Origin of the sequence: Rhizobium sp. BIGb0125, assembly GCF_024810055.1 — a bacterium.
Lineage (GTDB): Bacteria > Pseudomonadota > Alphaproteobacteria > Rhizobiales > Rhizobiaceae > Agrobacterium.
The window spans coordinates 404201-417537 of sequence record NZ_JANUDV010000005.1; the positions used below are offsets into that span (position 1 = coordinate 404201).

Annotated in this window: 11 protein-coding genes; 5 read left to right on the top strand and 6 right to left on the bottom strand. The window is 56.4% G+C overall.

All coding sequences use genetic code 11. The features are described 5' to 3' along the window. Positions 1–7: 7 nt before the first annotated feature. The 4 genes from kdpB to M2418_RS16335 are packed head-to-tail and all read left to right on the top strand — an operon-like array spanning position 8 to position 6016. Positions 8–2044, top strand: a complete 2037-nt coding sequence (kdpB, locus tag M2418_RS16320) for a potassium-transporting ATPase subunit KdpB (protein WP_259147842.1) — start codon at positions 8–10, stop codon at positions 2042–2044. Between the two features lie 2 nt (positions 2045–2046). Then, complete coding sequence (gene kdpC, locus M2418_RS16325) at positions 2047–2616, top strand: potassium-transporting ATPase subunit KdpC (protein WP_259147843.1); 570 nt, start codon at positions 2047–2049, stop codon at positions 2614–2616. Positions 2617–2624: 8 nt separating this feature from the next. Continuing rightward, entirely contained in the window at positions 2625–5309 is a 2685-nt protein-coding gene (locus M2418_RS16330; protein ID WP_259147844.1) for a sensor histidine kinase KdpD, read from the top strand. Between the two features lie 11 nt (positions 5310–5320). Continuing rightward, positions 5321–6016, top strand: coding sequence for a response regulator (locus M2418_RS16335; protein WP_259147845.1), 696 nt, complete (start codon positions 5321–5323; stop codon positions 6014–6016). 117 nt (positions 6017–6133) lie between these two features. On the opposite strand, the gene M2418_RS16340 is transcribed toward M2418_RS16335, so the two are convergent. From M2418_RS16340 to M2418_RS16350, 3 genes are all read right to left on the bottom strand, one after another. Further along, positions 6134–6619: a heme-binding protein gene (locus M2418_RS16340; RefSeq protein WP_259147847.1), complete on the bottom strand. Its 486-nt coding sequence runs from the start codon at positions 6617–6619 to the stop codon at positions 6134–6136. A gap of 112 nt (positions 6620–6731) precedes the next feature. After that, positions 6732–7328: a response regulator transcription factor gene (locus M2418_RS16345; protein ID WP_259147849.1), complete on the bottom strand. Its 597-nt coding sequence runs from the start codon at positions 7326–7328 to the stop codon at positions 6732–6734. Further along, positions 7325–8923: a sensor histidine kinase gene (locus tag M2418_RS16350; protein WP_259147850.1), complete on the bottom strand. Its 1599-nt coding sequence runs from the start codon at positions 8921–8923 to the stop codon at positions 7325–7327. The genes M2418_RS16345 and M2418_RS16350 overlap by 4 nt, the downstream gene beginning before the upstream one ends. A 225-nt stretch (positions 8924–9148) precedes the next feature. Here M2418_RS16350 and M2418_RS16355 point away from each other — a divergent pair, with 225 nt between their 5' ends. Continuing rightward, complete coding sequence (locus M2418_RS16355; protein ID WP_405049438.1) at positions 9149–9784, top strand: ankyrin repeat domain-containing protein; 636 nt, start codon at positions 9149–9151, stop codon at positions 9782–9784. 76 nt (positions 9785–9860) lie between these two features. Here the strand turns inward: M2418_RS16355 and prfH are convergent, their stop codons facing one another. From prfH to fdhA, 3 genes are all read right to left on the bottom strand, one after another. After that, positions 9861–10472, bottom strand: coding sequence for a peptide chain release factor H (prfH, locus tag M2418_RS16360; RefSeq protein ID WP_250983347.1), 612 nt, complete (start codon positions 10470–10472; stop codon positions 9861–9863). Continuing rightward, the gene (locus M2418_RS16365; protein WP_259147855.1) at positions 10459–11697 is read right to left on the bottom strand and encodes an RNA ligase RtcB family protein; all 1239 of its coding nucleotides are present in this window, start codon (positions 11695–11697) and stop codon (positions 10459–10461) included. Before M2418_RS16365 ends, prfH begins: the two co-directional genes overlap by 14 nt. A 420-nt stretch (positions 11698–12117) precedes the next feature. Next, on the bottom strand, positions 12118–13308 hold the full coding sequence (gene fdhA, locus M2418_RS16370; RefSeq protein ID WP_259147856.1) for a formaldehyde dehydrogenase, glutathione-independent: 1191 nt from the start codon (positions 13306–13308) through the stop codon (positions 12118–12120). Positions 13309–13337: the final 29 nt, after the last annotated feature.

The following is a 13337-nucleotide window of genomic DNA, read 5'->3' on the forward strand; positions in this document are numbered from 1 at the left end:
ATACATCATGTCAAAGGACCATAAAGCTCCTGGACTTTTCGACCCTGCCATTGTGCTGCCAGCGATGCGCGACGCTTTTATCAAGCTCGACCCACGTCAGTTGGTGCGCAATCCGGTGATCTTTGTAACCGAGGTGGTTGCGCTGGTGGTGACCCTGCTGTTCCTGCGTGACGTTGGCTACAACCCCTCCCAGGCAACTTTCTCCGGCCAGATCGCCGCATGGCTGTGGTTTACGGTACTGTTTGCCACCTTTGCAGAATCGGTTGCTGAAGGCCGAGGTCGGGCCCAGGCCGACAGTCTCAAAAAGACCAAATCCGAACTGGTTGCCCGCAGATTGTTGTCGTCAGGCAAAACGGAAACCGTGCCTGCCACGAACCTCAAAGTTGGTGATATCGTCGTCGTTTCTGCCGGGGAGCTTATTCCCGGCGACGGCGATGTGATTGAAGGTGTGGCTTCTGTCAATGAAAGCGCAATAACGGGTGAATCTGCGCCGGTCATCCGTGAGTCCGGTGGTGATCGCTCTGCTGTCACCGGTGGCACACAGGTACTGTCGGATGAAATCCGCATCCGGATTGGCGTTGCTCCCGGCTCCAGTTTCGTCGATCGCATGATTGCGTTGATCGAAGGCGCCAAACGCCAGAAAACACCAAACGAGATTGCGCTTTCCATTCTGCTTTCCGGCCTGACGCTGATCTTCCTGTTTGTGTGTGTTGCCATCTGGGGCCTGGCGGGTTACTCCGGCACCGTGCTGTCGGTTACCGTACTTGCCGCACTGCTTGTGACGCTGATCCCGACCACCATTGGCGGCCTTCTGTCAGCTATTGGCATTGCTGGCATGGACCGATTGGTGCGCTTTAATGTCATTGCCACCTCCGGCCGTGCGGTGGAAGCCGCAGGAGATGTCGACACGCTGCTGTTGGACAAGACCGGCACCATCACCTTCGGCAACCGTATGGCCAGCGATTTTCTTGCCGCTCCCGGTGTCAGCGAGACCGAGCTCGCAGAGGCTGCGCTTATGGCCAGCCTTTCTGATGAAACACCGGAAGGCCGCTCCATCGTGGCGCTTGCGAAGGGTGAATTTGGTATCGCTGCGCCAAACAGCACATTTGACAATATCATTCACTTCTCTGCGGAAACGCGCCTGTCCGGTGTCGATATCGGCCAGCGCCGGTTGCGCAAGGGAGCTGTTGATTCCGTCCTCAAATTTGCAGGCGTGAGCGAGGACGCAGCCCCCGCAGCATTTCGCCAGTCCGTGGATGCCATTGCGCGCAGCGGTGGAACGCCACTGGCCGTGACGGACGGGCAACGTTTGCTTGGTGCCATCCACCTCAAGGATGTCGTCAAACCCGGGATCAAAGAACGGTTTGCCGCCTTGCGAGCCATGGGCATCCGCACCGTTATGGTCACTGGCGACAACCCGGTGACTGCGGCGGCCATTGCCTCCGAGGCCGGTGTCGATGACTATCTTGCGCAAGCAACGCCGGAAGATAAACTTTCCTATATCCGCCGCGAGCAGGAAGGTGGTCGTCTGATCGCTATGTGTGGCGACGGTACCAATGATGCGCCAGCACTGGCGCAGGCCGATGTCGGCGTGGCCATGCAGACCGGCACCCAGGCGGCGCGTGAGGCAGCCAACATGGTTGATCTCGATTCCAGCCCGACCAAGCTGATTGAAATCGTAGAAATCGGCAAACAGCTGCTGATGACCCGTGGGTCGCTGACCACCTTTTCCATTGCCAATGACGTGGCGAAATATTTCGCCATTATTCCGGCCTTGTTTGTCGTGACCTATCCAGCACTCGGTGCGTTGAACATCATGCAGCTGGCGTCGCCACAGTCGGCCATTCTGTCGGCGGTGATCTTCAACGCACTGATTATCATTGCGCTTATTCCGCTTGCGTTGCGGGGCATCAGCTATCGTCCGGCAAGTGCCGCCGTGTTGCTGCGCCGCAATCTGCTGATCTACGGCTTTGGCGGTCTTCTCCTGCCCTTTGCCGGCATCAAGATCATCGATCTCACCATTACAGCTCTCCATCTGGTGTAACCATGTTGAACCATATTCGCCCTGCCCTGACATTGCTGTTTGCCTTGACGGCACTTACCGGTCTTGCCTACCCGCTTGCCATTACCGGCATTGCGCAAGCCATTTTCCCTGGTGAGGCCAATGGCAGTCTTGTCGAACACAACGGAACCATTGTCGGCTCAAAGCTGATCGGTCAGAATTTTTCCTCTGACAAATATTTCTGGCCACGTCCGTCTGCGACTGGACCGGACGCCTACAATGCGGCAGCCTCTTCCGGCTCCAATCTCGGCACCACGTCCATCAAACTGCGTGACCGCGTTGCTGCAGATGTTGAAAAACTCAAAATTGCCGACATAGGCACGCCAGTACCGGCAGATGCTGTCACGACCTCCGGGTCGGGCCTCGACCCCCACATCTCGGTGGACTATGCCCGCGCACAGATCGAGCGTGTTGCCAAGGCACGTGGTTTACCGCCACAAACCGTGGCGGATCTCGTCACCACACATCTGAAAGGTCGTGATCTTGGTTTCATCGGCGAACCGCGTGTAACTGTGCTAGACATCAATATGGCGCTCGATTCCCTGAAACCGTGAGGCACCGCATGGCGGATACTGACCGCAACCCTGTGCGCAGACCAGATCCGGATGCCTTGCTTGCCCTTGCGGAGAAAGAACGCAGGGGCAAGCTGACCGTTTTTCTGGGTGCCGCACCCGGCGTCGGCAAGACCTACGCCATGTTGTCGCGAGCACGGCGGCTGAAGGCCGACGGTTGTGATATCATGGTGGGGCTGGTGGAAACCCATGGCCGGAGTGAAACAGCCGCCCTGATCGATGGGCTCGAGATCCTGCCGCGTATCCGGGTTGCTCATCGTGGCCGCATGCTGGAAGAGTTTGACCTGGACGCAGCTCTTTCGCGTCGGCCACGCATTGTTATTGTCGATGAGCTGGCCCACTCCAACCCGGATGGCAGCCGGCACCCCAAACGCTACCAGGATATTGAAGAGCTGATTGCTGCCGGCATCGATGTCTGGACGGCAATGAACATCCAGCATCTGGAAAGCCTTGCCGATCTGGTGGCGCAGATTACAGGCGTGACCGTGCGGGAGCGTGTACCTGACACAGTGCTGAAACGGGCCGACGATGTTCTGCTGGTCGACTTGCCACCAACAGAACTGATTGAGCGTTTAAAGGAGGGCAAAGTCTATCTGCCCGATAGCGCAAGCCGGGCGGTGGATCGCTTTTTCCGCTTGGGAAACCTGACTGCACTGCGTGAACTGGCACTGCGCCGAACCGCCGACCGCGTTGACGACCAGATGGTCGACTACCTCAGGCAAAATGCCATTGAGGGACCTTGGGCCACTGGCGAAAGGTTGATTGTCTGCATCGGCCCCGATGATCTCTCGGAAAAGGTCATTCGCGTCGCCAGCCGTCTGGCATCCGGTCTCAATGCGCCATGGATCGTGGTGTCTGTCGAACGCGCCGACCGAGAGGTCAGCAGTGCCGAACATTTCCAGCGCATGGAGGCACTGTTCAGACTGGCTGAACAGCTGGGCGCTGAGACACAACACATTATCGGTAGCGACTTTGTAGAAGAAATCCTCAAATGCGCTCGTAGGGAACATGCAACGCAAATCGTCATCGGCACCGGGCAACTTCGCGGTTGGGTCAAATTTGGGGCGCAATCACTGCATGAAGCATTATCACGGCGCGCCGCAGGGCTTGGCATCCATCTGGTGACACCGGAACGCAGCGAAAAACGCGATCGAAAATTGCGTTTCCGGTTACCAAATCTGGTGGCGCTGCGGCAATCAGCACTGTTTGCCATTGGCTTTACGCTGATAACGACGGCAAGCGCGCTGATTATTGACCGTTTTATCGACCTGCCCAACATATCTTTGTTATTTCTGCTCGCGGTGCTTGGCGCGTCGGTGACGGGCGGCTACATGGCGGCATTTCTCGCCGCGCTGATGTGCACGCTGGCTTACAATTTTTTCTTCATCGACCCGTTCCGGACCTTCACCATTTCCACACCGCATGAAGTGTTTGCGCTGTTCATATTTCTGGCGGTGGCGATGATTGCCGGAGGTTTTGCCTCTCGTATCAAAGAGCAGGCCTCCGTGGCGCGCGTGCGGGCCACGGCCTTGCAGTCGCTCTACGATTTTTCACGCAAACTTTCGACGACCGCCAAGGCCGATGACGCCATCTGGCTGGCGGTGTCGCAGTTGCAGGCCAGCCTCAAGCGCAATGTCGTTTTGTTGCTGCCCGACAACAGCGACGTCAAGGTTGCTGCCGCATGGCCCCCGGACACGGAACTGGACATCACCGATCTGACCGCAGCCCGCTGGAGCCACGACAAACAGGAAACCGCAGGCCACGGCACCGGCACGCTGCCCAACAGTCGTTTCGAGTTTCGTCCCTTGCGAGGACCACATGGCGTGGTTGGCGTGTGCGGTGTCGAGCAAATTAGCGAGCGGCTCCATATCAATGAAGAACGTGCGCTCTCGGCCATTCTCGACCAGACAGCAATCGCCCTGGATCGCGCCCGGCTTGCAGAAGAAAGCGTGACGCAGGCGGCCAAGCTGGAGGGTGAGAAATACCGTGAAGCGCTGTTGTCTTCGATATCGCATGACCTGAAAACGCCGCTTGCCACCATCACCGGTGCGGTGACCAGCCTGAGGGAACTGGGCGACAAAATGCCGCCGGAAAGTCGCGACGATCTTCTGCAATCCATTGAGGAGGAAGGCAGCAGAATGAGCCGTTTTGTGGCCAACCTTCTCGACATGACCCGTATTGAGGCCGGGAATCTCAAACCGCGTCATGACTGGATTGATGTTTCCGACGTGGTGCATGCCTCCGCCGAACGTATCCGCAAATATTTCCCCGATCGCGTGATCGAAACCGGCATTGCCGCAGACCTTCCTCTGATCGAAGGCGACAGCGTTTTGCTGGGGCAGGTTCTATTCAACCTTTTGGACAATGCGGTAAAATATGGCGGCAAGGAACCGGTCTACATTTATGCCCGGCGTGATGGAGACGACGTTCTGGTGTCGGTAACTGACCATGGCAAGGGTATTCCACCAGAGGATCTGGACCGGGTGTTTGAGAAATTCTACCGTCGTGGAAAACCAGATGGACGCGCCGCTGGTACTGGCTTGGGACTATCCATTGCGCGCGGTTTCGTGGAAGCTATGGGCGGCCATATCCATGCCGAAAGCCCGGCCGTGAAGAAAAAAGGAACGCGCATTGTCATGCGTTTTCCGGCGGCCAAACACAAGAAAGCCTACTGACCGAGATGACCGTGACGATTGCCAATATACTTGTTGTCGATGACGAACCGCAAATACAGCGTTTCCTGAAACCGGCACTGATGGCGGCAGGCTACACTGTCATTGAAGCCGGGACCGGAGCGGACGCCCTAAAGGCGGCGGCAACGGCCGCCCCTGACCTAATCATTCTCGATCTTGGATTGCCAGATATGGATGGCAAAGAAGTGATTGCCAGTCTGCGTGGCTGGTCGGATATTCCGATCATCATTCTTTCTGCCCGCGACCGCGAAAATGAGAAGATTGCAGCACTTGATCTCGGTGCTGACGACTATGTCGAAAAGCCCTTTGGTATCGGTGAATTAACGGCCCGCATTCGCAATGCACTGCGCCACCGTGGCCAGAAAGCCGACGCCATGCCTTCGGTTTTCGAGGCGGATGGTCTGCTACTGGATGTGGTAAAACGGACCGTGTCACGCGGTGATCAGCCCATAAGGCTGACGCCAAAGGAATATGATTTGCTGACCCTGCTCGCCCGCCATGCCGGGCGGGTGGTGACCCACAAGACCCTGCTGACCTCCGTCTGGGGACCGGCCCATAGCGACGACCTGCATTACCTGCGGGTGTTCATTGGCCAACTGCGCCAAAAAATTGAACAGAACCCGGTCAATCCGGCGATTATCAGGACCGAACCCGGTGTGGGTTATCGGTTGGTTGCAGATCAGGAATAATTCCTGGCCGCGACTTGGGAGTGACAGATTGCCAACGACATTTGGCGCTTCAAACCCAAGTTCGAAGCGCCATGCGAGCGCCGCCGGGGACGAGGCAGCATTGCTGTTCAGACCTGATTACTTCAGCTGAGCCTGGACCTTGCTGATGGCGGCAACGGCGCAGGCTTCATCGAACTGGCCGCCTGGAGCACCACCAACACCAATTGCGCCAATGGTTGCGTTGCCAACCTTGATCGGCATGCCGCCGGCCAGAACCAGAAAACCGTCGATCGAGGCAAGTTCAGCAGCGGTTGGGTTCTTGGCAATGTTTTCTGCCATTGCGCTGGTTGGCATGCGGGATGACGACGAAGTGTAGGCCTTCTGGCGCGCCGCTTCCGGGGTGTGGGAACCAGCATTGTCAGCCCGCAGAAGCGCACGAAGTACACCGGCGCGATCAACAACAGCAGCAGAAACATTATAACCCTCAGCCGAACAGGCTGCGACAGCTTCGCGTGCAATGGTGCTGGCCAGTTCCATCGAGATATTCTTTTCTTCGAGAACTTGGGCGGAAGCAGCCGAGGTCATAACGGCGGCAGCGGTAGCGGCGAGAAGAATGCGCTTCATAGTCGGGTCTCCTTAAAACCATGTCTCGAAAGCTGCTTGCTTTCTGACGCCGGTTTTAACGGCATCCCGGGTTTGATTGAATCCGCGGTTCCACAGGTCCGCCTAGGTAATTCTACCGAGAGGCAGCGGCAACAGTCAGTCGCACGAACTCCGCCACCGAACTGGTTCCGAGTTTTTCAGCAATATTGGCCCGGTGTGCATCTATGGTGCGGGCGGAAATATCAAGGGCGCTGGCGATATCCTTGCTGGCAAAACCCTGGCAGACAAGATCAAGCACCTCTCGCTCCCGGCTGGTCAGACTGGCCAGAAGACCTATGGCTTCCTGTCTTTCTAATGTCGTCTGCAAAAGACCCTGTGCTGACTGGATCGCATCAAGCAACACATCCTCGTCAATCGGCTTGCTCAGGAAGTCGCTGACACCGGCCTTGAACGCACGGCGGCAGGCGTTCACATCACCATGACCTGTTATCATGATAATTGGCCAGTCGATGTTCCGTTCAGTCAATTTCTGCTGCACCTGTAAGCCGCTGATCAATGGCATGCGCAGATCAAGCACCAATATGCCGGGCTGCCTTGTTTCTACATGCGCCAGAAAGGTGGTGGGGTCGGCAAAGGTCTCCACCTGCATGGCGTAGGTTGAAAGCAGCAATGACAGCGCGTTACGCACAGCTTCGTCGTCATCCACCAGATAGATGCGTGTTGCAGTCAAGCGCCTGTCTCCCGTGTTTGAACCGGCAGCCGAACAATGAAACAGGCTCCGCCAGCGGCATTATTTTGCGCTTCGATCTGCCCACCGATACGCTCAACCAATGTCGAACACAGCGCCAGACCCAACCCCATGCCATCCTTTTTGGTGGTAAAAAACGGCTCGAAAAGATGCGGCAACACCTTCTCGTCAATGCCGGTGCCATTATCGCGGATATCTATTCTTAACCAGTCACCGTCACGCATCGTTTCAATCGTGATCTGCGGCCCAGCACCATTCAGTTGTTCAATGCTGTCGGCAGCGTTACGGATGAGGTTATTAAAGACCTGCTCAAGTTCGACCGGATCAGCCATCAGCAGCGGTAAATCGGCACCGAGCTCCCATTGCAGCGCGATATGGCGTTTGTCGAGCTCGGCGCGCATCAGCTCAACCGTATCGGCGACAACCCGGTTGACCTCAACCGCGACCGGTCTCGGTGGCCGATTGCTGATATAGTCCCGCATACGCTTGAGCATATCGCCGGCCCGTCTTGCCTCACGCACATTGGACGCCAATGCCATCTTCAAGAGGGTATTATCGATGCCTGCCTGCTCCAGCAAACGCTCGGCAGCGCGGCTCTGGCTCATCAATGCCGTCAAGGGCTGCGCGAGCTCGTGGGCAATGCCGGATGCCAGTTCGCCAAGCGAATTGACCCTGGCGGCGTGGGCAAGACGCGTTTCACGCGCCAGCAGTGCATTACGCTGTTCTGCCACAAGCGCTGCTGCCTGCAGGTGTTGAGCTTCCCGCCTCTGCCTTATGATGTAGGCGAGCAGTAAAAGCCCGGCAAGACTGATGGCGGCCACTACCGCAAGCGAAACGAAATCGACGAGATCAAACGCCGAAACCGGACGTTCCATCGTCAGCAACAGAGGCTGCGATCGGCTGTCGATCATGCGGCTGAACGATGGCATAGACAGCCAATTGGATCTCTGATGTTCGCTGACACGTTCCATGACCACAGTGCCGTTCAGTTGCAGCCGCATGGTTAGCCAGCTCGGTACTTCTTCCAGATCCACCAGCCTTTGCGTATCGATCTGCAGCACAATGGACAATGCAGGATTGGTGTCTCGTACCTTCTTGGTCAGCAGGTAATTGTCGCCAAGCGACGGAGACACATAACTTTTCCCCTCACCGGCCTTTTGCGCAAATATCGCGCTGGCAATTGGTGCGTAATCCGCAACCCTGGCATTTTCCGGAACCGACAGTACCTGTCGCACATCCGTGGCAGCAGACGGTTGCTGCCATACCAGTTCAATTTCCTGAATAGCGGTGATGCGAGGATAAAAGTGAATAATGCTCTCGCTGACCTGTGACAGCGGCTGTATTTGCCCACCGTCACCTGCGAGGATGAGCGATACCAGTGTCGTCAGATGTGCATCATGTTGTGCCACGCGCTGCGAGATCAGACGATGCAGAAGAAATCCCGCATCATTCAGCTCGTCAGTGGCCCGTTTGAGGGAGATATTGACGGAAACAGCCCCATAAAGGCCGACGCAAACGAGCCAGACAGCAAGAATGCTGATTATCCATTTCAAACGGGAATACGTGCCTTTTACCACCTATGCACAAACCCCTCATGCGCGACATTGGTGACAGCATAGGGCATAAAGTGAACGGTTCATCAAGTGTCTGCCACCGGCAATCATGCTCACGGCAGATTGATCCGACACGTCAAGCCGAGACATATCTCTGCCTTTTTAAAGGCTGTAAGACGGTGGAGTGAAAACAAGGGAGTGCTTAGATTGTTGAGGACACGGCCGTTCATACAGAGATCACTGAGGCTGATGATCCGGGCAATCGCTCTCTATAGCGTAATGGTGGGAGCGGCAATGGCGGAGACAAAACCAGATCTGTTGGAACTCGTACGGCGCGGTGACGATCCTGCCATCGCATCGACAATCAAGGCCGGTTCTGCATTGGAACTACGCGATGCGCGTGGCCAGACTGCGTTACTGATTGCCACCCACGCCAATGATGTCGAGTCGGCGAAAATGTTGATCGAGGCGGGAGCTGACGTCAACGCAAAGGACGCTATTCAGGACAGCCCCTATCTCTACGCCGGTGCGCGTGGGCACCTGGAAATTCTGCGATTAACGCTTTCGCATGGTGCTGATCTTAAAAGCACCAACCGCTATGGTGGAACGGCGCTGATACCAGCCTCGGAACGCGGTCATGTCGAGACAGTGAAAACGCTGATCGACGCAGGTGTTGATATCGACCACGTCAACAACCTCGGATGGACCGCACTGCTTGAGGCGATCATTCTGAGCGATGGCGGCCCAAAACACGTTGAAATCGTCAAACTGCTTGTCGATGCAGGTGCCGATAAAAATATTGCCGACAATGATGGCATAACACCGCTTGAGCATGCGCAAAGCCGGAGTTATGGACAAATCGTCGATATTCTCGAAAGCAAATAATACTGATGATTGGGCCGTGCACAAAGCCCGTCATCTTGGCGCATCAGTTACCGACCGATGCGCCAAGATATTGCGGCTACAGCCTGAAGGTTTTTACGGCATTGCCACGCTCGATTGAACGATTGGCAATAAAACGCTCCGATTTTGCCGTGACGGTTTTCCTGTCCTGAAGATGCTGAAGCATGGAAGCCAGTCGTTTCACCGCCAGAGCCTTGTTGCGGTGTTGCGACCGCTCATTTCTGGCAATGACGCGTAATCCCGTCGGAGTGTGGATTGCACGCACGGCACTATCGGTGGTGTTCTGGTGCTGACCGCCTGGACCTCCGGCTCTGAGCGTTTCAAAGCGTAGGTCCTTGGCATCAATTTCGACATCTTCGCCGACATCAAGGTCAATTTTTTGCACCGAAACAAACCAGTTCTGGCGTTTATGGCCCGGCCGAACAGGGCTCTTGAACAGGAACTTCACAGTGCCACAATAGTCCGCAGCCAGTTGTGCAGCCGCCTCTCCTTCAAGGTTCAGCAGAGCAGACTTGGGACCATGTGCGTCAGGCATCGGCCCCATGTTCAATTCACACAGGCAGTTGTTTTCGCGCGCCTGCCTCTGAAGAATATCCAGCAACGCTTTGACAGCGATGCGGCATTCCGTCGGTCCATTGCCTGAAGTAATCAACAGATCAATAGCGGTCATGTTTTTGACCTCCCTTTTTGTGGCCTTCCTTGCGACGGTGATCGGGTTTGCCAGTATGTTGGGTAACGCCATCCTCCCCCACTGCCTTTTTGTAGGTAACAAGCGGGCGCATGGCCGCAAGGCTGTCGATCAGCCCCTCGGCCTGCAGGTCCGTTACCACTTGCCCCGCATCCTTGTACGCGGATGAGGCTTCCTCGATGACCAGATCACGATCATCGCAGATCGCCACGCCACCCCAACTGTTGCGCAAGAGGCCGTCCCGTTCCGACCGTGTTTTGCCAACGCGACCGTGCATGGTGGCACGGTCATATTTGCGCCCGGCACCGTGGGAAATACCGCCTAGGGAAACACCAACCTGGTCGGTTGCCTTCACGACATAGCTCAGTGTCGCCCGAGATCCTGCGATGGGAGCAATCTCTCCCGGCGTTACGGCTGCAGCGCCCTTGTAGTGGACGAAACCATCTGATGTTCTGCGAACCAGATTATGCGGCACATCCGCCACAAGACGAAGATCGGCGTTGAGTAGAGAAGCTGCCTTTTCGGCGATCATGCGTCGATTGAGCGACGCCCAGGTTACGCATTGATCGTGCTTTTCCAGCCATGAAACCGCAGCGTCAGTGACGGCGTCAAGACCATGTACCAGGTCTGGTATGTGTGCATAAATGCTTGAAAACACATCTGCACCCAAACCACGGGAACCGGAATGAACAAGCAGATATGAGCTCTGCTTCTCCAACGCAGCCCCCTCTACGTCGCCGAGCAGACTTTCGACCGCCTGCAGCTCACAAAAGTGATTGCCGCCGCCGATCGTCCCCAAGGCGTGCGAGAAGAGGTCATTTGGCAGGTCGATGTCGCCAAGCCTTTGCGATGCATCGTCAGTCTTGACGCTGTCCATGCGACGCAGCCGGTTTGCCGCCTTGTCCAGCTTAAGCTTGCGGACCGGAAGATCCAGCTCGAACAAAGACATGCCGCAGCCGATGTCGTTACCAACCAGCAGCGGATGCAGCCTTTCAGACAGCAGGGCAACACCGGTTGCACCGTACTTGCCAGGATGAAGATCAGGGAACGCCGCGACGGCTTTGACACCCGGCAAACGCGACATTTTTTCAAGCTGGTCGAGAGCTGCACCCTCAATCCAGCTTTTGCTGGAGAAATAATGATGAATATTAGCCGGCAAACGTGCTGGCTCGTGGGAAGCAAAAGCGTCCCCGGAAAAAGTGCCCATGAATGATAACTCTGGATACGTGTTCGCTATCCGCCGTCGATGACGGCGGTTGGAGCGACCTAAGTCAGCTTATACTGAGTTAGACCGAGGCCCCGATGGGGCGTGAGGAGATATTTTGCATCGATCCGCTCCCTTTCCAGAAATCAAGATGCGGTGCTTATACGCGAGTTTTGCGAGATTGCAACTCTTCGGTGACAAAGGGGCGAGCCGGAGTCTATCAATACGACGCCCCCGCGATATTTAGAGCCATGTGCAGATGCCCAATAGAATGCAACGCATCGGCCGTGGGAGCACCTAAAGCACTGATATGATGATCCATTCTCCATCGCGTTAGATGATGGCATAGCTGAACTGCTGTCCTAGTCCGACCTCGTTACTGAGGCGGAGAAGGACAGCGAGCCGCAAGACTGCTTGAGAAGATCAGGCGGCCTTCGTCAGGTCACCATGAGGGTCCAGCACATATTTTACTGCCGCGCCCTGATCAAAGTTTTCATAGCCCTGCGCGGCGTCATCAAGCGAAATGATTTTTGCATTGACGATGTCGGCGATTGGCAGCCGGTCGTGAAGGATGGCTTGCATGAGCTGACGATTGTATTTCAGCACGGGCGTCTGGCCAGTGTGGAAAGACTGCGCCTTTGCCCAACCAAGGCCCAACCGAAGGGACAAGCTACCCTTTTTGGCAGCATCATCGACCGCACCAGGATCTTCCGTGACATAGAGGCCCGGAATACCGATGGAGCCTGCCGCACGGGTGATCTCCATCATCTGGTTCAGAACGATGGCCGGCTGTTCGCCGCCCGAATGGCCGCGGGCCTCGAAACCGACGGCATCAATGGCACTATCGACCTCATCCGTTCCTGTAACCTGTGCGATCATCTCGCCGAGACGATCGCTTTTCGACAGATCGATGGCTTCGAAGCCAACCTTGGCGGCATGAGCAAGGCGTTCCTTGTTAAAGTCGCCGATCATTACGACCGCTGCACCGAGAATGCGCGCTGAAGCCGCTGCTGCAAGCCCCACCGGACCGGCGCCTGCTACATAGACGGTCGATCCGACACCAACCTCCGCTTTCACCGCACCGTGAAAACCAGTCGGTAGAATATCGGACAGCATTGTGAGATCGCGGATTTTCGATAGAGCTCTGTCGCGATCGGGAAATTTCAGTAGATTGAAATCGGCATAGGGAACGGTGACGTAACGGGCCTGGCCACCGATCCAGCCGCCCATGTCAACATAGCCATAGGCGCCGCCCGCGCGTGATGGGTTAACGGTCAGGCAGACGCCAGTGTCCTGCGACTTGCAGCAGCGGCAACGGCCACATGCGACGTTGAACGGCACCGAGACGATATCGCCGATGTCCAGCATCTCGACATCGACACCCTTCTCGATGACCTCACCCGTAATTTCATGGCCAAGGACGAGACCTGGCAAGGCCGTCGTGCGGCCGCGCACCATGTGCTGGTCGGACCCGCAAATATTGGTAGAGATGACTTTCAGGATGACTCCATGCTCGATCCGACGCCCGTCCGGTGCCTCGAGCTTGGGATCGTCAATATCTCTCACCTCGACCTGGCCCGGCCGCAAATACACGACACCTCTGTTTCTGCTCATTCCCATTCCTCCTCTGGGTTTAGATTCGA

Excerpts from the sequence above, each read along its gene's own strand:
- fdhA (WP_259147856.1), bottom strand. The coding sequence starts at position 13,308 with ATGAGCAGAAACAGAGGTGTCGTGTATTTGCGGCCGGGCCAGGTCGAG.
- prfH (WP_250983347.1), bottom strand. The coding sequence starts at position 10,472 with ATGACCGCTATTGATCTGTTGATTACTTCAGGCAATGGACCGACGGAA.
- kdpB (WP_259147842.1), top strand. The coding sequence starts at position 8 with ATGTCAAAGGACCATAAAGCTCCTGGACTTTTCGACCCTGCCATTGTG.
- M2418_RS16365 (WP_259147855.1), bottom strand. The coding sequence starts at position 11,697 with ATGGGCACTTTTTCCGGGGACGCTTTTGCTTCCCACGAGCCAGCACGT.
- M2418_RS16340 (WP_259147847.1), bottom strand. The coding sequence starts at position 6,619 with ATGAAGCGCATTCTTCTCGCCGCTACCGCTGCCGCCGTTATGACCTCG.
- M2418_RS16330 (WP_259147844.1), top strand. The coding sequence starts at position 2,625 with ATGGCGGATACTGACCGCAACCCTGTGCGCAGACCAGATCCGGATGCC.
- M2418_RS16355 (WP_405049438.1), top strand. The coding sequence starts at position 9,149 with ATGATCCGGGCAATCGCTCTCTATAGCGTAATGGTGGGAGCGGCAATG.
- kdpC (WP_259147843.1), top strand. The coding sequence starts at position 2,047 with ATGTTGAACCATATTCGCCCTGCCCTGACATTGCTGTTTGCCTTGACG.